The following is a 22623-nucleotide window of genomic DNA, read 5'->3' on the forward strand; positions in this document are numbered from 1 at the left end:
ATCCGAGAATCGCGGCAAGCACACCATGTGTTTATAAAATTCCGTGAACTTAGTGTTTTGTAGTTATTTATGCTGATTTACTAAAATTACATGGCATAAGTACAAACACTAGTGCGCGCCTAGTGGATAAAAGTACTATCCTTCTGGCAATCCAAGCCATCTTGTTGCCTGAATTGCGGAGTACGAAATGCCCCCCGGGTCCGATCTAAAGCGCGCCACGCCGTCCGAGCCCGGCCGGCGCGAACTCGATGACATTGATCGCCGCATCCTGCGGCTGCTACAGACCCACGGGCGCGCGACCAACCAGTGGCTGGCATCGGAAGTCGATCTCAGTCCCACGCCCTGCCTGGAGCGGGTCCGGCGCCTGGAGCGCGACGGCTATATCCAGTCTTACCAGGCCGTGCTGTCGCCGGAGCTGGTGGGCTATCCCATGCTGATCTTCGCCTTCGTGCTGTTCGACCGGGCGGTCGACGGCGTCTATGAGCGGTTCCGGGCCGCCATTGCCGATATCGAGGAGATCGTTGAGTGCCACATGATCACCGGCGATGTGGACTTCGTCATGAAGATCCGCGTGGCACATATTGCCGCCTTCCGGCAACTGCTGGAGGAGCGGATCCTCAAGCTGCCCGGGGTGCGCATCACGCACTCCTACGTGGCCATGGATGAGGTGAAGGTGGGCGTTTCGACACCGGTCGCCGGTTAGTACTTTCTGGAGGGATCGCACGGTGCGCGGGCCGGGGTGAATCATTCCCGGCCATCGGCGCCCGCATCCTGGCACTGCCAATTCTTCCAAGTCTTTTCTTCCTGCGCGGAGCAGGGGGTGGCATCGCCACGCCTGTACGCCGCGCCGCTTATCACCTGACTGCCATGACTACCCTTTCCGTTTCCTCGCCATCCCATGCACCCGCGGCGGTCGCTGGCCTGCCGCAGAGTCTTGCCTTTGTCGATGGCGCAATCGTGCCGATCAGCGAGGCAAAGATCTCCATGCTCGACTGGGGCTTTCTCCATTCCGATGCCACGTATGACGTGGCGCAGGTGTGGGACGGCCGGTTCTTCCGGCTCGACGATCACCTGACCCGCTTTGAGGACGGCATGGCGAACCTGCGCATGTCGCTGCCCTACTCGCGCTCGCAGATCCGGCAGATCCTGGTCACGCTGGTGCAGCGCTCGGGCTTGCGCAATGCCTATGTCGAGGTCATCTGCACGCGCGGCGTTCCTGCGCCGGGATCGCGCGACCCGCGCGAGTGCACCAATCGCTTCTACGCTTTCGCCGTTCCCTTCGTCTGGATTGCCAACCCCGAGCAGCGTGAGCGGGGTTTGCGGCTGCACGTGAGCGAGGTGCGGCGCATCGCCCCGGAATCGGTCGATCCGACGGTGAAGAACTACCACTGGCTGGACCTGGTGCGCGGCCTGTTCGATGCCTATGACCACGGGCAGGAGACCGCGGCGTTGTCGGATGGCGCGGGCAATGTCGTGGAAGGGGCTGGCTTCAATGTGTTTGCCATCACGGACGGCATCGTCGTCACCCCGAAAGACGGCGTCCTGCGCGGCGTGACCCGGAAGACCGCGATGGAGCTTGCGGCCAGGATGGGCCTGCGCGTCGAGGAGCGGGCGCTTCCGGTCCAGGAGCTGGAGCTCGCCGACGAAGTGTTCATCACCAGCAGCGCGGGCGGGATCATGCCGGTCGGCTGGGTCAATGGCGTGGCGATCGGCAAGGGCGGCGCCGGCCCGGAGACGGCTCGCCTGCGCGATGCCTATTGGGCCCTGCACAGCGATCCGCGTTACAGCTTCGCGGTGTTCAAGGACTGACGATCATCCGGCAGCCCATGGCGCTGCCGGAACCTGATCCGACCCCCCGCGCTTTCAAGGCTGCATCGAGGGGTCTTTCCCTAACCGGTCAGTGAACTGCCCTGGAGGCCAGCAAGCGCCTGGTCCGGGCGCGCTCGGCCATTTTCTTTGATTGGCCTGATTTCCAGGTTGATGGCTGGTCTGCCGGACCAGAAAAAAGCGGCTGTTCGTGGGATTCGGCAGCGGCTGCTGAAGCTATCTGCATTCCCATGGGCGGGCAAAACGGAGGAGACCCCTCGGAGGAGAACCATGAGTAAAGAGACTGATACCAGAGAAGGGCGTTCAGACGCTTCCCGCTACCTGAAATCCAGGCATGTCGTCATGATTGCCTTTGGCGGCATCATCGGCGCCGGGCTGTTCGTGGGCAGCAGCGCTGCCATTCTGCGCGCGGGACCGGGCGTGATCGTCAGCTATATCCTGGCTGGCCTGATCGTGCTGATGATCATGCGCATGCTGGGGGAAATGGCGGTGGCGGATCCGGGCCGCGGCTCCTTCGTGGAGTACATCCGCAAGGGCATGGGCGATTGGGCCGGATTCACCAGCGGCTGGCTGTACTGGTTCTTCTGGCTGTGCGTGGTCGCCATTGAAGCGATCGTCGCGACGGAGATGATCCAGGCGTGGGTGCCGGCGCCGACATGGCTGATGAACACGCTGCTGATCGGCTCGATGATGGTGACCAACCTGGTGTCGACCAAGGCCTACGGTGAGTTCGAGTTCTGGTTTGCCTCGCTCAAGGTGATGGCTATCCTTGTCTTCGCGATCCTGTGCGTGTCCTATATCGCGGGCGTTACAGGGCCGGGGCCTGCGGTGCTGGCAAACGTGGTGGACCATGGCGGCTTCTTCCCCAACGGCATCTCGTCGGTGTTCGCCGCGATTCCGGCCATCTTCTTTGCCTTCACCGGCAGCGAGATCGCGTCCGTCGCCGCCGCGGAGTCGGATGCGCCGGCCAGGAACGTGGCCCGCGCCGCCAATACGGTGACGCTGCGTATCCTGCTGTTCTATGTCGTCTCGATCATCCTGATCGTGACGATCGTTCCCTGGAGTTCGCTCAAGGCCGGTGCATCACCGTTTGTTGCCGCCATGGGCGTGATGGGCATTCCCGGTGCCGATATCGCGATGAAGTTCATCGTGCTGACCGCGGTGCTGTCTTGCCTGAATTCGGGCATCTACGTGGCCTCGCGCGCCTTGCAGGAACTGTCTCGCAGCGGCCACGCGCCGTTGGCCGCAGGCAAGCTGAACGCGCGCCATGTCCCCTACCGCGCGGTGATCTTCAGCGCGGGGCTTGGCCTGGGCATGTCGATGCTGAACACCATTTCCATGGAAAGCGCATTCACCTTCCTGCTGAATGCATCCGGCACGCTGGTCCTGTTCATCTATGTTCTGGTGGCGCTGGCCCAGATCCGCCAGCGCCGGCGCCATGAGCAATCCGGCGCGGCGCCGCTCCAGTTCCGCATGTGGGCATTCCCGTTCCTGAGCTACCTCACCATCGCCGTGATCGTCGCGATCCTGGGCGCCATGCTCTTCGTGCCCGGCGAGCGGATCCAGGTGGTGCTCAGCACCTGCACGCTGCTGCTGGTTGTCGCAATCTACATGGGGTTCTTTCGCGGCAAGCTACGCGCGGCAAGCAAGGCGCCGCTGCCGTCCGACGGGCGCGATCCGTCGCCGATGGCGTTGAAGGAGCGGCATCGGCCCTTGACGGGGGAGTAAAGCGGCAAACGGCCGCCCCCTGGAGGTTCCGCGCAAGCCTTCGCCTGGGCCGGCCCGGCGGCCCGGTGCGGCCGCACTGTGGGATACCCCTGCCGGGCCTGGCAAGGCCGATGCGGACCAGGCAAACCGCTAATCGCCGTGTTTCGCAAATGAAACGCTTTCGCCGATCCACGGTGCACCAGGCACACCGTGCGAGCGTCACGCACCCGCCCGTCAGCCTTGCGCCACGGGTGGTCCGCGATATGCGTCACTTTGTTGGTCTGGACATGCCGAGGCCCGGGCCTGCATGCCTGGACCTGCCATGCAGTGGAATTCACCAGGGCGGCTGGCGGCGGAACCGCCCGTCTGGCTGCCGTCTCAGGAAGGAGCGCACCATGAAGAACAAGCTTTCCCCGATTGCCACACTGGTCTTCGGCGTTTGCCTGACCATGTCTGCGGCATGGGCCGCCACCGCGAGCAATCTGATCATGGTCACCCCCGATGCGCTCAAATGGACGGACCTGCCACTGATACCGGGTGCCAAAGTCGCCGTGCTTGAAGGGCAGATGGACAAGAAAGGGCCGATCACGGCCCGGATCATGCTTCCGGCGGATGCCAAGGTTGCGGCGCACTGGCACCCTGGCGTGGAGCGCGTGACCGTGCTTTCCGGGACGTTCAACTATGGCATGGACGACAAGCTCGACCCGGAAAAGACCTCGCCGCTCGGCCCTGGCAGCCTGATTGTCATGCCACCCAAGATGCACCACTTTGGCTGGACCAAGGAGGAAACCGTTATCCAGATCAACGTGGCGGGGCCTTGGGGGATCACCTACGTCAATCCGGCCGACGATCCCAGGAAGAAGAAGTGATGGCTGGCGCCGGGCGACCCCGGCGAGGCAACATTCGACACAGGACCCCCGTCGCTTGAGAGCGGGCTTGGCAATTGGCTTGGCTCGCTGAAGCCACGGCGGCTCAGCAGCAAGGAGTCGTTCTGCCTGCGCGCTGACGATGCCCGCTTGCCGGCAAGTCCATCAGCCAGCGTAGCCAGACGAGCGACGCTGGCTACGACGTCGTTTCCTCGGATTCCAGAGTCCTCTCAACACCCGCTCGGACCCGTCCAAAGACAATTCTCCGATTCCCTCGGATTGTGCTTATTCATTGGTTGTCAGTTGACAACCAATGATGGCCCATCTAATGTCGGAGACACGGATGACCCGCGCCAGGCACCCAAAGAAGGAGATTGAAGCCGCACTCCGACATGCAGAACTGAGTGGCTGGCGTGTCGAGCCGTCAAACGGCAACGGTCATGCGTGGGGCCGCATCTACTGCCCCGACAACGACAAGGAGTGCCGCTGCGGCGAATTCTGCGTATCCAGCATCTGGAGCACGCCGAAGAATCCAGGCAACCACGCCAATGCCATCAGGCGGATCGTGGACAACTGCTCGCATCAGCAGGAAGTGACAACGCTGCGCGTACTGCAACTCAGGACATGACCATGGAATATGCCTTCACCCTCAAATTTCACCTGTCGCAGGCCGACGTCGATACCGACGCGCTGGTCGAACGCCTGGGAGAGGCAGGGTGCGATGATGCGCTGGTGGGCACTGGCCTGCCGGGCCGCGTGGCGCTGGCGTTTGTCCGCGAGGCAGAGTCGGCGCGGGTAGCCATGGTGAGTGCCCTGGCCGATGCCCGCAGCGCCATGCCGTCGGCCGCGCTGATCGAGGCGGCGCCGGACCTGGTGGGCCTCACGGATATTGCCGATATGGTTGGTGTGTCTCGCCAGAACATGCGCAAGCTGATGCTTGGCTATCCGGAGTCCTTCCCGGTGCCGGTGCATGAAGGCAGCAGTTCGCTGTGGCACTTGCTGGATGTGCTCGAGTGGCTGCAGCAGAGGGGGTACGACATTGAGCCGGCGCTGATTGAAATCGCGGCCGCGGCCAGGCAGGTCAATCTTGCACGGTGCGCCAGCCAGCTGGTGCCTGCGATGCAGCGCGAGTTGCGGGCGCTGGTGGCGTAGCCGGATACACCGGCAGGCAGGTGTCAGCGGGCCGCCACGCTGCCCGCACGGCAGGGGCCTCAACTGCCAGGGAACACATCACCCCCAGCGCTTACTGCGGCATTCGGCTCCCATGGTGATGCACCATCAGCCAGTGCCCGTTGCGCTTTTCATAGACGTTTGTTGTCAGGGCTGAGAACTCGGCGGCATCGCCGTTCGTACGGGTGCCACGCACCTTCTCGATGCCGACAACGAGCGCGACATTGTTCGTGATGCTGATGCCTGGGTCATCCATGGTGACCGTGATTTCCTTGTATCGCGTCAGCGTACCCTCTGCCCAGCTCTTCCGCACGGCCTCCCAACCGACCAGCACTGTCTTGCTGCTGGGATGGATGATGGTGACGCTGTTGTCGTGCGCCCAAAGCGGATCGAATGCTTTGATGTCCAGCGTAGAGAACGCCTTGCTCATCGCCTGATTGGCCGCGAGCACATCGGCTCGGTCGTCGGCATGGGCCACGCCGTTCAGAAGGCCGGAAAGCAGAATGAGCGGGAGAATGCGCGCGTAGGGTGCCATCAATACCTCCTCGACAATTCGCAAGGGAATATAGGTCAAAGCGTCCAGGCGGGCGAAGACGTGCGGAACAGCGCCTCGGCGCAGGCGCAATTGTCGCTGATTCGGGGGCGCGAGTAAGGCCGCTTGATGTCCAGCCAGTGGCGCACCGGTCTGGCTCGGTCACGGCGTGTCATTTGCCCGTGTTCGCGCAGCAACCCGGTGGGCTTGCGGGAAGGGGGATCTGCCTCCCAATGTCATTCCACTGGCCGCTCAGTGTGCCCACTCCCCAGTGCATTTTTTTCGAAAAAAAAGTTTACTGACATGTGATATACCATATATTGTGTGTCAGTAAGGGAGTCGTAGGGCGTGCATAGATAAGAGGCGTTCATGTAGATATCGCATGAAAAATGCGTTGGTTCCGGGTTCGTATTCATACTTCCCGGAGGAATCGTGCACTGTGAGCAATATGCATCATTTTGGCAATGACCATTCCAGGGTGAGGCAAGTTTTTCTGGTTCATTAAATTGTGCTGCAATAGGCATTATTAATGTGACGTTAATATATCACATTCAGTGTGTGAAATATAAACGAGGCTTGCCCGGGCCATGCCATGCACAGCGTTTAAGCGAGGAGATCAGCCAACAAAAGCATCTTGCCAATAGCGAAACACGCGAGTCGGTTCAGAAAAACAGGAGGAGACATCATGATGTACAGGAAGTTTTTATCGTTACTAGCAGGAGGCCTGCTGGCATTCACGGTCAGCGCTCCACAGGCGGCACAGCTGGACGACAATCTGGGCGCCAAATTCGAGGCACTGCAGCAGCAGATGCTTGCGCTGAAGGCCCAGATGGACCAGGTCAACACCCAGATGCAGCAGAAGAGCGAGCAGCCTGCCCAGGCGGCAGCAGAGGTGCCGGCGGTGCGGATGAAGCCAGGGTCAGCGCTGACATTCCAGGTCGGCGGCGGTGAAATCACGCTGTATGGGCATGGTGATCTGTCGTTCGACTACGTCGACAACGGCCTTGGTGACCGGCCGGGCGCCCAGGGCAAGAACGGCTGGATGCCCCAGGTGTCAAGCAACAACTCCCTGTTTGGTATCAAGGGCGAACGCCCGGTTACCGACAATCTGAAAGCCTTGATCCAACTGGAGGCCGACATCCAGTTCGCGGCAACGCCGGGCAACAACTGCTGTACCAACGGCGGGGTGTCGAATGACAGCTCGGTCAAGGGCGCAATTGGATCGCGCAACAGCTTCCTGGGCATGCAGGGCAACTGGGGGGCGATCAAGCTGGGCAAGACCGATGCGCCGTACAAGAACTCGACACAGCGCATGGATCCGTTTGTGAACACGCTGGGCGACTACCGCAGCATCATGGGCAACAGCGGCGGCGACAATCGCGTGGAATTCGCCACGCGGGTACCGCATGCCATCTGGTACGAGTCGCCGACGGTCAAGGGCTTCAGCGGCGCGGTGCTGTTCTCGCCGGGCCAGAACCGTTCGACCGATAACTCCATTACCGCCCGCGGCGAACCGAACTGCACCGGCGGCAATCTTCCCGGAACCAATGGCTGCCAGGACGGTTCCTTCGGCAACTTGTGGAGTACGTCGCTGGCCTATTCAAATGGCCCGCTCTACCTGACGGCCGCCTACGAGCGTCATGCCAACGTCAACCGCGTCGGTGACGAGCTGGGTGCGTCCGACGGCGTCAACCCGCCCGCGGGCTCGGTTGGCATTGCCAACGAGAGCGCATTCAAGGCGGGCATCCAGTATGTGCTCGCGAAGACTGGCACGACCGCCAGCTTCATCTGGGAACGCCTGAAACGCAGCGCTCCTGACAACACCTTCAATGAACGGACCCGGAACAACGCGTACTACACGTCGCTGACGCAGAAAATCACCCCGGCAGATGAGATCATCGCAGCCTGGGCCCATGCTGGCCGCACTCCCGGCGATCCGGGCGGCGTGGTCAATCAGCCTGGCGTTCCCCTGACGCAGGTGGCCGGGCCGATCGCCAATCAGGCCAACATGTACGCGCTTGGCTACCGGCACTACTTCAGTGACCACCGGACGACCTGGTACCTGGTCGGTGCCATCATGAAAAACCAGCAAGGGGCACACTACGATCTCGGCGCAGGTGGCCACGGTGCCGTGGTCGACTGCAAGGATGCGACCGGTACCTGCATCAGCGGCACGACGATCAAGGCGGTCTCAACTGGCATGACTTACGACTTCTGAGTCTGACAAGCTCTTGCCGGAACGCTTGCGCACCCCATCCTTTTCGGGTGGTGGTGCGAATCCCGTCCTTTGGTCAAGATCCCTCCGGCAACCGCCTGCGAGCACAGCCAGAAGAGGAGACAAGATGGCCGGATCGGACGTAAAAGCAGTCATGGGCGAATTCTTCGCTGCCTTTGCCTGCGCAGACATGGAGCGCATCGCCGCGTGTCTGGATGATGACTTCGTGTGGACCCTGCCGACCGGCGAATCCGACCCGCACGGCCTGGTCGTGCGCGGCAAGGCCGCGGCGCGGGCCTATTTGCAGCAGCGCTTCTTTGACGACAAGGCCAATGCACCGGTGTTTTCGGACGTCAGGCTTGAGTACAGCGGTGAACTGGCCCTCATGCGCTTCCGCGTGCAGGTGCCTGCCAGCGGGGGGAAGATGAAGGTGGACGCTGCCGGGCTGGAGGTCTATCGCGTGGTGAACGGCAAGATCCGTTCGAAGGAGGCCTACTGGAAGCAGGTCTCCTGGCCGGACGCCAGGTAAGCTGGCAGGGCCGCAACGGCGGCGGCCACCGCAGTGTGCGGCGCGGCTGGCGCGTCAGCGGCAGACCCTGCGATGTCCGCCGCGGACCGCAGCAATTCAATCCAGCCGGATATTGTTCTCCTTGATCACGTTGCCCCAGTAAGCCTGATCCGCGCGGGTCGCCGCCGCAAAGGCCGCCGGCTGCGTCGTCTTCACGATCAGCCCCAGCTCGGCCAGGCGCTGGCGGATGTCCGGCGCGGCCATCACCGTTTCCACATCCGTCGAGATCTTGTCGACGATGGCCTGTGGCGTGCCGGCGGTGGCGAACAGGCCCAGCCAGGCGGGGCCGTCCAGCCCCTTGTAGCCGAGCTCCTGGAAGGTCGGCACGTCCGGCAGCATCGGCGCGCGGGTATTGCCGGTGACGGCCAGAGGCTGGAGCTTGCCGGAGCGCGCGTGCTGGCGCACGGTCATCGGCGACAGCGTGCCCAATGAGATCTGGCCGCCGATCAGGTCGGTGGCGATGGGGGCTTCGCCCTTGTACGGGACATGGACCAGTTGGGCGCCCGCGCCCTTGAGGAAGACCTGCATGTAGAGGTGGGCGCCGGTGCCGATGCCGTAGGTGCCATAGGAATATTTCTCGGGCTGGGACCTGGCCAGGCCGACCATCTGCGGCAGCGTGCGCGGCATGGCGCTGCTGGCGGTCAGCACCAGGCTGGACGTGCATAGCTGGCAGATGGCGGTCAGGTCGCGCAGCGGGTCGAACGGCGGCTTGGCCACCATATAGGGCGTCTGTACCAGGCTGGGCAGGCCCAGCAGCAGCGTGTAGCCGTCCGCCGGCGCCTTGGCGACCGCGTCGGCGCCGATCATGCCGCCCACGCCGGGGCGGTTCTCCACGATCACCGGGCGTTGCCACAGCTTGCCGAGCGGGTCGCCCAGCGCGCGCGCCAGCACGTCGGTGGCGCCGCCGGGCGGGTAGGGCACGACCAGCCGCACCAGGCGCGACGGCCAGGCTTGCTGGGCCATGGCGCGGCCGATTCCAAGGGTCGAGGCGCCGGCGGCGAGGGACCCTGCTCCCAGCCAGTGCAGCGCTTTGCGGCGGTCAGCTTGCATCGTGTCTTCTCCTGTCGTTGACTTCGTGTCGGTGCGCGGCCCTGGGCATCAATGCGCCAGGGGCCACGGCAGCGCGCAGCGTACGAGGCAGCGCCACACCGCGGCATCGGCGGGATGGACGAAATGCGTGGTGAGTACTTACCCGGAGGCGTGTCGTGGAGGGCGGATGCGGCAGTGCCGCAATCCGAACCGGCAATTCCCTTATGATGGGCGCCGCCGCCGGGCTCAGCCCGTTACCCATCGGATTCCGTGCGGCGTCCGATCCATTTTTCGCTAGCTCCACCATGGCCCGCCTCAAACTCGACCTGCCCGCCGACCAGTTCTGCTACGCCACGCACCTGACCGTGCGCGTGACCGATATCAACTCGGCCAACCACCTTGCCAACGATTCGATGATCTCGATGATCTCCGAGGCGCGGGCGCGGTTCCTGTTTGAATTCGGCAGCGAGGACGTGCGGGAGGAAGGCGTCGGCATCATCGTGACCGACCTGGCCACGATGTACCGCAACGAGGCGCATGCGCGCGATCAGCTGCTGTTCGAGGTGGGGGTGATGGACTTCAACAAGTACGGCGGCGACATCATCTTCCGCATTACGCGCCCGGCCGACGGCGCGTTGATCGCGATGGCCAAGTCGGGCTTTGTCTTCTTCGACTACGTGGGGAAGAAGGTGGTGGCGATGCCGGAAGGGTTCGCCGGGCGCTTCCCGAAGGTGAACTGGGTGGAGTAAGCGCTTGCGTGGCGCTGTCATGCAACAGCGCCACGGGTCTTGCAGGCGCTTCGGCTCAGGCCTTGCGCTCGCCGCCGAGCGCCTCGGTGAGGTCGCTCAGCATGCCGGCGAGTTCGCCGGCCATCATGGTGAAGTCAGCGTCAAAGCGCTCGTCTTCATCGTGCGCCGTGCCGTCGGCCTGTTCCTTGATCACGTCGAGCGGCGCCACTTTCTTGACCACCAGCCCGTCGGTCAGCACGAACGACACACGGTCGTTCCACGTCATCGCCAGGCGCGTGCAGCGCTTGCCGGCGGCGATATGGCGGCGCAGGTCTTCCGGGTCCAGCGGGTGGCGCACGTAGCGCACCGTGGCCTTGCTTTCCGCGCCGGACTGCAGCTCGATTTCCTGGTCGACGGTGAAGCCGCCCGGTGCCGCATCGCCCGCCAGCCATTCGGTCATGGCAGCCACCGGCGACTGGTTGACGTGCAGGTTGATCAGCGGCAGCGGATCCAGCGCCTTGAACAGCATGCCGCGCACTTCATCGGCCTTGGCCGCGGCGGCGGCGTCAATGGCAAGCCAGCCGTTGTCCGGGTCGATCCACACGCGCGTGTCGCGGCGGATGCTGAAGGCGCGCGGCAGCAGCTCTTCGGTGACCTGCTCCTTCAGTTCCTTCATTTGCTTGCGGCCCGGCTTGTAGCCTTGCTGCTCTTCGATCTCGGCGGCGCGCGCGCGCGTCACCTGGTTGACCACGGTGGTGGGCAGCAGCTTCTTTTCGGTGCGCAGCGTCAGCAGCATCTGGCCGCCGACGGTATGGACCAGCTGGCCGTTGTCACGCGGCGAGGCCCAGCCTTGCGTCTGCATTTCGAGGCTGGTACCGGGGAAGAAGGCGTGCTTCGCCAGGCTGGCTTCGACCTCGTCGGCGCTCGGCGACCACGGGGCGGAGAAACGATGGACCTGCAGATTCTTGAACCACATGGGAATTCGGCCAAAGGGACGAATTCTATCCTCTCGCGGCGCGCGGCCGAGAAAAAGCACGGGCGCCGCGCGGCACGCCGGCCGCGCGGCGGTCATTGAGAGCCCGCCCTTACAGGTCGAGCTTGCTGATCTTGCTGCCCTCGAAGCTCAGGCCCGCCATCAGGCCGGCATTGGTCATGACGAAGCCGACGATGGGCTGCTGGCCGGTGTTGGTGTCCAGCACGCCGTTCGCGCCAACGGTGGCCACTGCCACGGTAGCATCGACGCCGGCGGTCCAGCCTTCGCTACGCACGAACTTGTCGTAGGCGTCCTGCGTCAGGAACATCAAGATCACGGCCTTGGACTGCGCGCCGATCTGCCAGCCGACCGACCCGGATATCAGGCGGTAATAGCCGCGCGTGGCGCCGCCCGAGCGCAGGGCACCGTCGCCATACTCGCCGCCGACGATAAAGCCCGCCGACAGGGTCTTCGGAAACACCAGGATGCCGCGTGCACGGTTGCCCAGCTCGCGCGAGCCCTGGACTGAACTGTAGAGGCGCGACAGCGTGCCGTCCACGCCGGAGTCCAGTTCGCGCCGGCGCGCGGACTTGTCGGTGGGGGTATCGGGTTTGGTGGTGGTGCAGGCGCCCAAGGCCAGGCTGCCGAGAGCCAGACCCGCGCTGGCCGAAAGGAAGGTTCGACGTTTCATCTCGTCTCCTTGGTGTTGTTGTCGTTGTTGAAGGATAGGCGCCGGAAGCACCCGGACCAATGATGTAACTGTGCCGAGTCGTTTCCATTTGTGACGAAGCTGGTGCGGGAGGGGCGTTCGCGGCAAGAATAATGGGCCTTGCGCCCGCTACGTCCCATGGACACACATGTGACGCCCGTGCGCCGTGACAGCTTCGCCCCTCATGAAAAAACTCCTGATCGCCCTGCCGCTGGCCCTCCTGGCCGCGTGCGCTTCACCGCCTCCGGTTCCTTCCAGTGACGCCAGCGCCGAGGCGCAGCCAGCCGTCGACCCCGGCAGCTGGCAGGCGTTGCGCGCGAAATACATGGATTGCGTCCAGAAGAAGGCCAACGACAACCTGTCGGCCAAGGGCCAGCCCAAGGACGTGGCGGACCTGGCCCTGTCCGCGTGCCAGCCTGAGCTGGACGCGATGCACGATTCATTCCGCGGCTACCTGGATGCGCAGATGTCGTCGTCGCACGGCAAGAACAGCGCCCGCCAGGCGGCGGCGCGCGTGACTACCGACACCCGCGAGAAGGCCCGCAGCTACCTGGTGCGCTATGTCGAGCGCGAGCGCTACCTGGCCCGCCAGAACTAAGGGCGGGCCCCAGGCACTTGCGTCACAGCATTTCCAGCGGCCCTGGGCCGTCCGGTGGCGGGAAGATGCGGTCGAGTTCGGCCAGCTGGTCCGCCGACAGCGTATGCGACAGCGCGCCCAGGTTCTCCTGCAGGCGCTCGCGTTGGCCGGTCTTGGGGATGGCGATCACGCCGTCCTGCGCCAGCAGCCACGCCAGCGCCGCCTGTGCCGCGGTCATGCCGTGGTCGCGCGCAAAGCGCTTCAGCCCGGGGTTGCTTAACAGGCGCGACTGCTCGATCGGCGAATAGGCCATCACGGGCACGCCGCGCTGGCGCAGCCACGGCAACAGGTCCCACTCGATGCCGCGCCGGCCCAGGTTGTACAGCAGCTGGTTAGTGGCCAGCCGGTCGCCGCCGGGCGCGTCCCACAACTCCTGCATATCGGACAGGTCCAGGTTGCTGACGCCCCAGCGGCGGATCTTGCCGTCGCGCTGCAGCGCCTCCATGGCCTGCACGGTTTCTTCCAGTGGCACGCCGCCGCGCCAGTGCAATAAATACAGGTCGATGCGGTCGGTGCGCAGCCGCTTCAGGCTGCGCTCGCAGGCCTGCACCGTGCCGCGCCGGCTGGCGTTGAACGGATAGACCTTGCTGACGAGGAAGGCCTCGTCGCGGCGGCCGGCGATGGCCTCGCCGATCATCTCTTCGGACTGGCCCTCGCCGTACATCTCGGCGGTATCGATCAGCCGCAGGCCAAGGTCCAGGCCCAGGCGCAGCGTGGCGATCTCCTCGGCGCGCGCGGCGCGCGACTCGCCCATATTCCACGTTCCCATGCCGAGCGCCGGGACGCGCTCGCCGTCGGGCAGGGTGATTTGCTTCATGCGTTGGCTTCCTGGTTTGCCGGGCCGGGTGCCCGGCGGCACCCAACCACACTAGTTAACAACACCTGGAATGTACAAGCCGCGCGGGCCGCGATTGCTTCAGACCAGTCCGGTCAGAAAATACACGGTGATGACGAAGAACACCGCGGCGGTCTTGATCATTGTGACGGCGAAGATATCGCGGTAGGACTCGCGGTGGGTCAGGCCTGTCACCGCCAGCAGTGTGATCACGGCGCCGTTGTGCGGCAGGGTATCCATGCCGCCGCTGGCCATCGACACCACGCGGTGCAACACCTCCAGCGGGATCTGCATGGCCTGCGCGCCCGCGATAAAGGTCTGCGACATCGCCGCCAGCGCAATGCTCATACCGCCCGAGGCCGAGCCGGTGATGCCGGCCAGCGTGCTGACCGACACCGCGGCGTTGACCAGCGGATTGGGGATCGCGCGCAGCGCGTCGCTGACCACCAGGAAGCCGGGCAGGGCGGCGATGACCCCGCCGAAGCCATACTCCGATGCGGTGTTCATCGACGCCAGCAGCGCGCCGCTGACGGCGCCCTTGGTGCCCTCGGCAAAGCGCTCGCGCAGCGCGCCGAAGGCGGTCACCAGCACCACGGCGATGCCCAGCAGCAGCGCGCCTTCCACCGCCCAGATCGCGGTCACGCTGGCGATCCTGGTTTCCACCGGCTTGGGCAGGCCCGGCAGCGCCACGCTGTTGGACGCGCCGTACCAGAGCGGGATCATCCGCGTCAGCCAGAAGTTGGCCACGCCCACCACCACCAGCGGCAGCAGCGCCAGCAGCGGGTGCGGCAGCTTGCCGGACTGGCTGCGCTCCGGCTCGTTGCGCAGGTTGGTGCCGTAGCCCTCACCGCGCGCGGCGGCGGCGCGGCGGCGCCATTCCAGGTAGCTCAGGCCCACCACCAGGATAAACAGCGACCCGGCCACGCCCAGCGCCGGCGCGGCCCAGGAGGTGGTGTTGAAGAAGTTGGTGGGGATGATGTTCTGGATCTGCGGCGTGCCCGGCAGTGAATCCATGGTGAACGAGAACGCGCCCAGCGCGAGCGCGCCCGGCATCAGCCGCTTGGGGATGTTGCTCTGGCGATACAACTCGGCCGCGAACGGATAGACCGCGAACACCACCACGAACAGCGACACGCCGCCGTAGGTCAGCAGCGCGCACACCGTGACGATCACCGCGTTGGCTCGCGAACGCCCGATATAGCGGATCGCCGCGGCGACGATGGACTCGGAGAAGCCGGACAGCTCCACCACCTTGCCGAACACCGCGCCTAATAAGAACACCGGGAAATACAGCTTCACGAAGCCGACCATCTTCTCCATGAAGATGCCGGTGAACACCGGTGCGACCGCGGACGGGTCGGTCAGCAGCACCGCGCCCAGCGCGGCGATGGGCGCGAACAGGATCACGCTGTAGCCGCGGTAGGCGGCGAGCATCAGAAAGGCAAGGGCTGCCAGTACGATCAGAAACGACATCGGATCTCCTTCAGGGTTGCCTTCTCCTGAGGTGCGGTCCATTTGCCGCGCGGGGGCCGGCGCTTGTGGCGCCTTGTCGTTGTCAGTCCGTCAGGATAAGGGATCAGCCGGGGACTGTGCCACAGCTTGGCCCGCGGCGAAACCTCGGGTCTCGCCGCGGGCAGCCGCGCCGGCCGCGGCAGGCAGGAAGGCGGCGTGCCATTTCAGCCGTGCTGGTGGCGATACTCCTGCGTGCGCCCGCCATAGCCGTAGGCCGCGGCACGGGCGTCGATCACGTGCACGTAGGACACCGGATGCAGGTTGCCCAGCAGCCCCGACATGGTCTCGAACACGGCCGCGATGAACTGCGCCTTCTCCGCCTTGGTATTGGTCTCATCGGTCACGCTGATGTCCAGGTGAAAGGCATTGCGGCCCTGCTCGGACAGTGGCACGTCGGCGATGATCCAGCTGTCGTGCGGGATGTACTGGACCGTGACGGCAATCACCTCGCGCTGCTTGCCGAGCACACGCTCGGTAAGGTCGGCGATCGCCTTTGCGCTGCGGCGGGTCAGGGCGGCGTCGGGTTGGCCGGACAGGTGCAGGACGATGTGGGGCATGGCTGGCTCCTTGGTTTTGCGAGGGTTGGTGATGCCATGGTAGGGGGTGGTGTAGTATCGGAAAAGCGGGAATATTCGATACGGTCCATCGGATATACCGAAGTAACCGTCCTTGCCGGGAGCCTTGCCATGCGTGGATTCGAAACCGACCAGTTGCGCACCTTTGTGACGGTCGCGGACAGCGGCAGCCTGTCGGCGGCGGCGCCCAGGCTGTTCCTGTCGCAGTCCTCCGTCAGCGAGCAGCTGCGCAAGCTGGAAGAGCGCGCCGGCGTGCCGCTGCTGACGCGCGGCCGTCACGGCGCGCTGCCCACGCCGGCGGGCCAGCGGCTGCTGGAGCACGCGCGGCGCATCCTGGCGCTGAACGAACTGGCCCTGCAGGAACTGCGCGGCCACGCGCTGGAGGGCGAGCTGCGCCTGGCGGTGACCGACTACTTCCGCCCGGGCGAGATCGCCGGCATGCTGCGCGGCCTGCGCGAGCGCTACCCATACCTGCGCCTGCACGTGACGGTGATGAAGAGCGCGGCGATCGATGCCGCCGCGGAGATGGACACCTTCGATATCGGCCTCAGCATGCGCCTGCCGGGCACGCGCGGGCAGGGCACGCGCGGCACGGTGCTGCGGCGCGAGCCGCTTGCCTGGGTGGCCGCGCCGGCCGAGGCCGACAGCCTGCCCGCGACGCTGCCGCTGGTGCTGCTGCCCGATACCTGCTCGCTGCACCAGTACGTGGTGCAGCTGCTGCTGCGCAAGCGGCTGCCGTTCGAGATTGCGCACTCGGCGTCGGGCGTGGCGGGGCTGCACCTGGCGCTGGCGGCGGGGCTGGGCCTGTCGTGCCTGAACGCCTCGGCGATCGGCCCCGGCGTGGCGCCGCTGGACGCCGCCGCCATCGCACGCCTGGGGCTGCCGCGGCTGCCTGAGGCGGAGTTCTTCCTGCTGCCCGCGCGGCGCCGGGAGTCAGCGTTTGTTGCCGAGGCGCGCGGTGCCCTCGCCGGGCAACTGGGCTAAGGAATGAGGCTTCGCGTCGGGGCGGCAAGTCCGGAAATCGTTCACAAGACGGACGGTGGTAACCGCGGTTTATGCTGAAAGCAACATATACTGATCGAGAATAGGAATAATTCGCAATCTCGTTGACCGTGGCAATCCTGTAATCGATAATGCGCCCGCATTTTCAAAAAAATTACAGTCGATTACAGGGCAATGAGAATCAAACTTCACCCGATGTGTGCAGCGGTGGCGGGGAGCCTCGTTTTTCAACCCATGCTGGCGTGGGCCCAGGCCGTGCCAGCAGCTCCGGCGCAGTTGCCGGAGGTCACCGTCAAGGCCGACGTCGGCCGTGAGCTTGGCGAGGGCTATAACCCGTCCAATACGGTCAGCGCGACCAAGACCGAGGCGCCGCTGCGCGACGTTCCGCAGACCGTCAATGTGGTCACCGCCGATGTCATGCGCGACCAGCACGCCACCTCGATGCAGGACGCGCTGAAGAACGTGCCGGGTGTGTCGTTCTCCACCGGCGACGGCCAGCGCGACCAGGTGTCGATCCGCGGCTTTTCCGCCATCGCCGACCAGTTCGTCGACGGCATCCGTGACGACGCGCTGTACTTCCGCGACCTGTCCAACGTCGACCGTGTCGAAGTCATCAAGGGGCCGGCGGCGGTGCTGTATGGCCGCGGCTCGTCGGGCGGCCTGATCAACCGCGTGACCAAGAAGCCGGGCATCGATGTCACCGACTTTGCGCTGAGCTACGGCATGTGGGCCGACCGCCGCGCCGAAGCCGACGTGGGCCGCGTGTTCGCCGACGGCGCCGCCGCCTTCCGCGTGACCGGCGCGGTGGAGAAGGCCAACAGCTACCGCTCGCAGCAGTTCCTGGACCGCTCGGCGATCGCGCCGTCGCTGGAGCTGCGCATCGCGCCCGACACCACCGTGCTGCTGCAGGCCGACTACCTCGAAGACCGCCGCGTGACGGACTTCGGCATCCCGGCCTACAAGGGGCGCCCGGTGGACGTGCCGGCCTCGCGCTACTACGGCGCGGCCAATGCGCGCGACGCCGACTTTAGCCAGTCGCGCGTGTACTCGGGCACGGCCACGATCAACCATCGCTTCAACGACGACTGGTCGATCCGCAATGCCACGCGGTACTACCATTACTCGCTGAACCGCAATAACACGCTGACCAGCTCGGTCAACGAGGTGACGCAGCGGCTGACGATGTCGCACTCCAACGTCTACCGCGAGGAGCACGGCTGGTTCAACCAGACGGACCTGACGCAGAAGGCGACGATCTTCGGTATGAAGCACGAAATCCTGTACGGGATGGAGATCGGCCAGCAGAACAAGGACCTGGTCAACTTTTCCAAGGCCGTACCAGGCACCTTCGATCTGTTCAATCCGGTACTGCCGACGCTGCCGGTCCTGGTTGGCGGCACGCCGGCCACGAGCAACCTGGCCACGGCCAAGACCCTGGCGTTCTACACGCAGGACATGGTCACGCTCACTGAGCAATGGAAGGCGCTGCTCGGGATCCGGTACGACAACTTCCAGCAAGACACTTTCCAGCGCCTGCCTGGGCAGCCCAACCTGTCGCGCACCGATAACGCCTGGAGCCCGCGTGCGGGCCTGGTCTGGCAGCCGTCGAAGGTGCAGTCGTATTACGCGTCGTGGAGCCGCTCGTTCCAGCCGTCTGGCGAGACCTTCGCGCTGGCCGCCAACAACGCCGAACTGGCGCCGGAAACGACCAACAACGCCGAAGTCGGTGCCAAGTACGACTGGCTCGACGGCAAGGCGAGCACGACGATTTCTGTGTTCCGGCTGGAACGGAACAATATGAAGATTGCCAATGCCACCGGCACGGCGCTGATCCCGGTTGGCGAGCAGCGCACCGACGGCGTCGAGCTGAGCGGCGCCGCGGAGCTCGGCAGCGGCTGGCGCGTGCTGGCCGGCTACGCTTACCTGGATGCCGTGGTCACCAAGTCGACCCCTCTGTTCCAGGGCAAGCGTGCCACGCTGACGCCTCGCCACTCCGGCAACGTCTGGCTGACCAAGACGCTGGGCAATGGCTTTGGCATCGGCGGCGGCCTGAACCTGGTTGGTGCCCGGATGGCCGATCAGGCCAACACCGTCACGCTGCCCGGCTACGTCACGGCGGACATGATGGCCTGGTACCGCCATGGCCCGTTCGAGGCGCAGTTGAACCTCTACAACCTGTTCAACAAGAACTACATCGTCTCGGCGCATGGCACCAATCCCAACCTGAACATGCCGGGCGCTCCGCGCAGTGTCATGGCCACCCTGCGCTACCGGATGTAAAGCGCAGCATCGTGGACAAAAAAACCGGGCGGTTCATCACCGCCCGGTTTTTTTTCGACTGCCGTTTCTTCTTCGGCCGGAGCATGCAACCGCGTGCCCCGGAGAAACCCTGAGTCCCGCGCCGTGGACCAGGATCAGTGATCGCGCTCCCAGGTCTGGGTGCGCCCGATCAGGCTGATGCCGATGAAGCCGCGCACGTTGAGCTTGTTGCCGTCCTCGGCCAGCGACATCTTGCTCTTGTAGACCTTGCCGTTTTCCGGATCCAGGATTTCGCCGCCGCTCCACTCGTTGTCGGCGGTCTTGCGCAGGCCGGTCAGGATGGTCATGCCGATGACGGGCTGGTCCTTGCGCGCGTCGGTGCACTTGTCGCACACCTTCGGCTTGCCTTCGCTCTCGACGAAGCTCTTTACCACGCGTCCGCTGAAGACGCCGTTCTTCTCGGTGATCTCAACCAGCCCGCGCGGCTTGCCGGTGTTGTCGTCGATGGTCTTCCACATGCCGCTGGGCGTGGCCTGCGCCATCGCCGCGGCGCTGCCGAGCAGGGTGGCGGCGAGCACGGCGGCGCGCAGGGTCGAGGCAAGGGGGGAATGGATGCGCATGATGTCTCCTTTGAGGTTCGTCGCCACGCCAATCTACTGGCGCTGGCGCCGCGCTGCAATCCGGCGCGGCGGGACGCGCGCGTGTCCGCCGGCACCGCCTGCTACCCGCAAAGCCGCATGCAGCAGCCGTTTGCGGGTTATTGTGTCGCAGCAAAATGCGCCGGCGGGCGGGCGCTGAAGCAATCCTCTAAGCGGATGTACGAAGCGCCGACAGTCAGCGCACGGCGAGTGTTCGGGTGAGCGCGCGTGGACGCGAGACGCGACGCGCGCGATCCGCATCGCAGGGCAAGCGCGCGGGTCGGACACAGATGGCGATGACATGGTCGACGCGCTTGCCGAAGTGTTGCCGCGATGCTTCGCGAGCGTCGCCGCTTGGCTCGATCGCAACGCTCGGATGCCCTCGCGATGCTCATGCGCTGTTGCGTCGATGCAAACCGTTGCGTGCACGCATCACTCTCTGACGCGATCGGCGATGGTGTCGCGCAACGCTCGGCGCGCGTGTCGCCGAGCGTCGACGTCATCGCGGCGCGAGCGCTGTCCACCGACTGTGTAAAGCTTGCCGAACGCGCGCGGGGCAGTGCGTCGCGCGCGTGAGCGGGCGCGCAGTCACGCAGGTTGCCGCATGCGACTCGCGCTTCGATGCATCGCCCGCAAAGCCTTTGTCCATGCGGCTTTTCGGAAAGTGCGATGGCGCGCGCGGAAGTTCTGCGCGCGCTTCGGGCGCGCGTCGCGCTGCCTCTTATCGGTTCGCGCGGCGGTGTGTAAAAGCTGCGAGCGAGGTGTGTGCGAAGGGGCGTCGCGCAGCGTGCGCGAGCGCGCGAAACGCGTGTCCGCACCTGCGTGCGAGCGATGCGTTTCGATGTCATCGGCAACGTCTTCGTGACACTGCGCGTGAGATCTAGTTGGAGCGATGCATGCGCGCAAGTTTTTTTGCACTTTTTTCTTAACATCATCGTGCAAACGAATTATGATTCGCCTTGACAAGAGTCTCACTTCATTGCAGAGAAGCAGGAAGCAAGATCGAACGACGAGCGCGATGCGCGCTTCGATGCAGTGACGAAGGTAGTAGCTGAGGAGCACGAGAACTTTGACGCAGACCAGGCCGGATCGGCTTCTTAAAACGCGTGCAGTCTCCCTTGGTCCATTAACGGGTTGGACCCGCTACCAACGAATGAACGCCGCCTGCCGTGCGCGAGGCCAAGCCCGCACCGCAGGCCAGCTGTCCGATATCTCCTCATTTCTGGCCGTGCGCCGGCTCAACGGGCGGTGCGGGCTGATCGAATATTCCAGGGCGCGGCACGTGCCCGAGACCCGCTTGCGGGCTCGCTCCGGCCGCCAAGTCACCGCCAGGGGCGGTGCGCCTGCAACCGAATTCATTAGCGTGCAGCAGCTGTCGGGCCGTACGCCGATGAATCGCTCGCTCGACTGGGGCCGCGCTGAAGTGGCGCGCCTCGGGTCGGTCGGGTCGCCAACTTAGGTCATTCGATATTCACTCTCTAGTGAAGGAGTTATCCATGGCAACTGCTGCAAAGAAAAAGCCGGCGGCTAAGAAGGCCGCCAAGCCGGCCGCCAAGAAGGCTGCTGTGAAGAAGGTCGCCGCCAAGAAGGCAGCACCGGCCGCCAAGAAGGCACCGGCCAAGAAGGCCGCTGTGAAGAAGGTCGCCGCCAAGAAGGCCGCACCGGCCAAGAAGGCAGCCGCCAAGAAGGCACCGGCCGCGAAGAAGGCTGCGGTGAAGAAGGTCGCCGCCAAGAAGGCCGCACCGGCCAAGAAGGCCGCCGCCAAGAAGGCACCGGCCGCCAAGAAGGCCGCGGTGAAGAAGGTCGCCGCCAAGAAGGCCGCACCGGCCAAGAAGGCAGCCGCCAAGAAGGCACCGGCCAAGAAGGCTGCAGTGAAGAAGGTTGCTGCCAAGAAGGCTGCTGCCAAGAAGCCGGCCGCCAAGAAGGCTGCTGCCAAGAAGCCGGCTGCCAAGAAGGCTGCCGCCAAGCCTGCCGCGGCCCCTGCCGTTGCTCCCGCTTCGGCTGCCAAGACCGCGCTGAACCCGGCCGCTGCCTGGCCGTTCCCGACGGGCAACCGTCCGTAAGCTGCTCCGCCACGGAGTGGACCTTACGCGTTCTGCAAGGAACCGCACCGGCACGCAGTGCGTGCCCGCATGACCGGATACTGCGTATCCGGTCCGCAAGACACCTGGTCTTGCCGACCCGCCGATGGCATCCGCCCGGCGGGTTTTTTCATGGGCGCGCGCCCGCGACAATGTAACGAGATTGCAAAGACGCAAAGAAAAAGCGCCGCGACCCTTTCGGGTGCGGCGCCTGTGCTGCGCCTTTCCGCGGCCCCTCAGAGGCCCTCAGAGGCCCTCAGGCAGTCAGTGCGTGACCCGGGTCACGCCGCCCGACGACAGCAGCCGCACGCGCTCGCCAGGGCGGAAGGCTTCGTCGGCCTCTTGCGTGATCGCGCGCATCTCGCCGTTATCCAGGCGCACGGTGATTTCCAGACCGCGGCGCTGGTTGATCTTGTTCTCGGTCGCGCTGCCGGCTATGCCGCCCAGCACTGCGCCGAGGATGCCGGCCGCCACCGCGCCGTTGCCGCTGCCGATGGTGCTGCCGGCCGCAATGCCGCCGATGGCGCCGCCCGCCAGCGTGCCGGCGCCGCTCTGGTTACCCTGGATGGTGACCTCGCGGATGCCTTCGACCACGCCATAGCGCACGGTCTGCTCGCGCTGCGCCTGGCCGGAGCTGTAGACGCTGTTGGAGTTGGATTGCGTGGCGCAGCCGGCCACCAGGGAGGCCACCAGGGTGGCACCAAGGACGGCCACCGCGCCGCCACGAAGCTTGTTGTTCATGTCATTTCCCGAAAAGAGC

The 22623-nt window shown here is 64.9% G+C and carries 23 protein-coding genes; 14 read left to right on the forward strand and 9 right to left on the reverse strand.

Annotated features, from left to right (window positions below; translation table 11 throughout):
• The first annotated feature begins 187 nt into the window (after positions 1 to 187).
• From ACZ5MJ_RS01615 to ACZ5MJ_RS01640, 6 genes are all read left to right on the forward strand, one after another.
• Positions 188 to 703: an Lrp/AsnC ligand binding domain-containing protein gene (locus ACZ5MJ_RS01615; protein WP_464221880.1), complete on the forward strand. Its 516-nt coding sequence runs from the start codon at positions 188 to 190 to the stop codon at positions 701 to 703.
• A 164-nt stretch (positions 704 to 867) separates the two neighbouring features.
• Entirely contained in the window at positions 868 to 1809 is a 942-nt protein-coding gene (locus ACZ5MJ_RS01620) for an aminotransferase class IV (protein WP_464221882.1), read from the forward strand.
• A 288-nt stretch (positions 1810 to 2097) separates the two neighbouring features.
• The gene (locus ACZ5MJ_RS01625; protein WP_464221884.1) at positions 2098 to 3555 is read left to right on the forward strand and encodes an amino acid permease; all 1458 of its coding nucleotides are present in this window, start codon (positions 2098 to 2100) and stop codon (positions 3553 to 3555) included.
• A 374-nt stretch (positions 3556 to 3929) separates the two neighbouring features.
• Positions 3930 to 4403: a cupin domain-containing protein gene (locus tag ACZ5MJ_RS01630; RefSeq protein WP_464221886.1), complete on the forward strand. Its 474-nt coding sequence runs from the start codon at positions 3930 to 3932 to the stop codon at positions 4401 to 4403.
• Positions 4404 to 4743: 340 nt separating this feature from the next.
• A complete protein-coding gene (locus tag ACZ5MJ_RS01635; protein ID WP_464221887.1) occupies positions 4744 to 5028 on the forward strand; it encodes a hypothetical protein in 285 nt (94 codons plus the stop codon).
• Between the two features lie 2 nt (positions 5029 to 5030).
• Positions 5031 to 5552 carry a helix-turn-helix transcriptional regulator gene (locus ACZ5MJ_RS01640; protein ID WP_464221888.1) on the forward strand — a complete coding sequence of 174 codons (522 nt, stop codon included), beginning with the start codon at positions 5031 to 5033 and terminating at the stop codon, positions 5550 to 5552.
• Between the two features lie 91 nt (positions 5553 to 5643).
• Here ACZ5MJ_RS01640 and ACZ5MJ_RS01645 read toward each other — a convergent pair whose 3' ends face one another.
• Entirely contained in the window at positions 5644 to 6105 is a 462-nt protein-coding gene (locus tag ACZ5MJ_RS01645; protein WP_464221890.1) for a YybH family protein, read from the reverse strand.
• A gap of 682 nt (positions 6106 to 6787) precedes the next feature.
• Between ACZ5MJ_RS01645 and ACZ5MJ_RS01650 the strand changes: the two genes are divergently transcribed.
• Both ACZ5MJ_RS01650 and ACZ5MJ_RS01655 read left to right on the forward strand, forming a co-directional pair.
• Entirely contained in the window at positions 6788 to 8320 is a 1533-nt protein-coding gene (locus ACZ5MJ_RS01650; protein WP_464221891.1) for a porin, read from the forward strand.
• 124 nt (positions 8321 to 8444) lie between these two features.
• Positions 8445 to 8846: a nuclear transport factor 2 family protein gene (locus tag ACZ5MJ_RS01655; RefSeq protein ID WP_464221892.1), complete on the forward strand. Its 402-nt coding sequence runs from the start codon at positions 8445 to 8447 to the stop codon at positions 8844 to 8846.
• Between the two features lie 96 nt (positions 8847 to 8942).
• Here ACZ5MJ_RS01655 and ACZ5MJ_RS01660 read toward each other — a convergent pair whose 3' ends face one another.
• Positions 8943 to 9935, reverse strand: a complete 993-nt coding sequence (locus tag ACZ5MJ_RS01660) for a Bug family tripartite tricarboxylate transporter substrate binding protein (protein ID WP_464221893.1) — start codon at positions 9933 to 9935, stop codon at positions 8943 to 8945.
• A 284-nt stretch (positions 9936 to 10219) separates the two neighbouring features.
• Between ACZ5MJ_RS01660 and ACZ5MJ_RS01665 the strand changes: the two genes are divergently transcribed.
• Positions 10220 to 10663, forward strand: a complete 444-nt coding sequence (locus ACZ5MJ_RS01665; protein WP_464221894.1) for a thioesterase family protein — start codon at positions 10220 to 10222, stop codon at positions 10661 to 10663.
• A gap of 55 nt (positions 10664 to 10718) precedes the next feature.
• Here the strand turns inward: ACZ5MJ_RS01665 and ACZ5MJ_RS01670 are convergent, their stop codons facing one another.
• Both ACZ5MJ_RS01670 and ACZ5MJ_RS01675 read right to left on the reverse strand, forming a co-directional pair.
• Positions 10719 to 11618 carry a recombination-associated protein RdgC gene (locus tag ACZ5MJ_RS01670; RefSeq protein WP_464221895.1) on the reverse strand — a complete coding sequence of 300 codons (900 nt, stop codon included), beginning with the start codon at positions 11616 to 11618 and terminating at the stop codon, positions 10719 to 10721.
• A 109-nt stretch (positions 11619 to 11727) separates the two neighbouring features.
• Positions 11728 to 12306, reverse strand: a complete 579-nt coding sequence (locus ACZ5MJ_RS01675) for a BPSL1445 family SYLF domain-containing lipoprotein (RefSeq protein ID WP_464221897.1) — start codon at positions 12304 to 12306, stop codon at positions 11728 to 11730.
• 202 nt (positions 12307 to 12508) lie between these two features.
• On the opposite strand from ACZ5MJ_RS01675, the gene ACZ5MJ_RS01680 reads away from it, so the two are divergent.
• Positions 12509 to 12922 carry a hypothetical protein gene (locus ACZ5MJ_RS01680; protein WP_464221898.1) on the forward strand — a complete coding sequence of 138 codons (414 nt, stop codon included), beginning with the start codon at positions 12509 to 12511 and terminating at the stop codon, positions 12920 to 12922.
• 22 nt (positions 12923 to 12944) lie between these two features.
• Here ACZ5MJ_RS01680 and ACZ5MJ_RS01685 read toward each other — a convergent pair whose 3' ends face one another.
• The 3 genes from ACZ5MJ_RS01685 to ACZ5MJ_RS01695 form a co-directional block, all read right to left on the reverse strand.
• On the reverse strand, positions 12945 to 13778 hold the full coding sequence (locus tag ACZ5MJ_RS01685; protein WP_464221899.1) for an aldo/keto reductase: 834 nt from the start codon (positions 13776 to 13778) through the stop codon (positions 12945 to 12947).
• Positions 13779 to 13877: 99 nt separating this feature from the next.
• The gene (locus ACZ5MJ_RS01690; protein ID WP_464221900.1) at positions 13878 to 15269 is read right to left on the reverse strand and encodes a GntP family permease; all 1392 of its coding nucleotides are present in this window, start codon (positions 15267 to 15269) and stop codon (positions 13878 to 13880) included.
• A gap of 203 nt (positions 15270 to 15472) precedes the next feature.
• A complete protein-coding gene (locus tag ACZ5MJ_RS01695) occupies positions 15473 to 15865 on the reverse strand; it encodes a tautomerase family protein (RefSeq protein ID WP_432258249.1) in 393 nt (130 codons plus the stop codon).
• Positions 15866 to 15994: 129 nt separating this feature from the next.
• Here ACZ5MJ_RS01695 and ACZ5MJ_RS01700 point away from each other — a divergent pair, with 129 nt between their 5' ends.
• The gene (locus ACZ5MJ_RS01700; RefSeq protein WP_464221902.1) at positions 15995 to 16867 is read left to right on the forward strand and encodes a LysR family transcriptional regulator; all 873 of its coding nucleotides are present in this window, start codon (positions 15995 to 15997) and stop codon (positions 16865 to 16867) included.
• 192 nt (positions 16868 to 17059) lie between these two features.
• The gene (locus ACZ5MJ_RS01705) at positions 17060 to 19165 is read left to right on the forward strand and encodes a TonB-dependent receptor (RefSeq protein WP_464221904.1); all 2106 of its coding nucleotides are present in this window, start codon (positions 17060 to 17062) and stop codon (positions 19163 to 19165) included.
• A gap of 134 nt (positions 19166 to 19299) precedes the next feature.
• Here the strand turns inward: ACZ5MJ_RS01705 and ACZ5MJ_RS01710 are convergent, their stop codons facing one another.
• Entirely contained in the window at positions 19300 to 19764 is a 465-nt protein-coding gene (locus ACZ5MJ_RS01710) for a DUF2147 domain-containing protein (RefSeq protein WP_464221907.1), read from the reverse strand.
• On the opposite strand from ACZ5MJ_RS01710, the gene ACZ5MJ_RS01715 reads away from it, so the two are divergent.
• Together ACZ5MJ_RS01715 and ACZ5MJ_RS01720 are read left to right on the forward strand one after the other, a co-directional pair.
• Positions 19753 to 20004, forward strand: a complete 252-nt coding sequence (locus tag ACZ5MJ_RS01715) for a hypothetical protein (protein ID WP_464221909.1) — start codon at positions 19753 to 19755, stop codon at positions 20002 to 20004. The two genes, ACZ5MJ_RS01710 and ACZ5MJ_RS01715, sit on opposite strands and share 12 nt — an antisense overlap.
• 1274 nt (positions 20005 to 21278) lie before the next feature.
• Positions 21279 to 21845, forward strand: a complete 567-nt coding sequence (locus ACZ5MJ_RS01720; protein WP_464221910.1) for a histone H1-like DNA-binding protein — start codon at positions 21279 to 21281, stop codon at positions 21843 to 21845.
• A 282-nt stretch (positions 21846 to 22127) separates the two neighbouring features.
• On the opposite strand, the gene ACZ5MJ_RS01725 is transcribed toward ACZ5MJ_RS01720, so the two are convergent.
• Complete coding sequence (locus ACZ5MJ_RS01725) at positions 22128 to 22604, reverse strand: outer membrane lipoprotein (RefSeq protein ID WP_464221912.1); 477 nt, start codon at positions 22602 to 22604, stop codon at positions 22128 to 22130.
• Between the last annotated feature and the right edge of the window lie 19 nt (positions 22605 to 22623).

The sequence above is a fragment of the Cupriavidus sp. LA-1 genome (assembly GCF_055385985.1).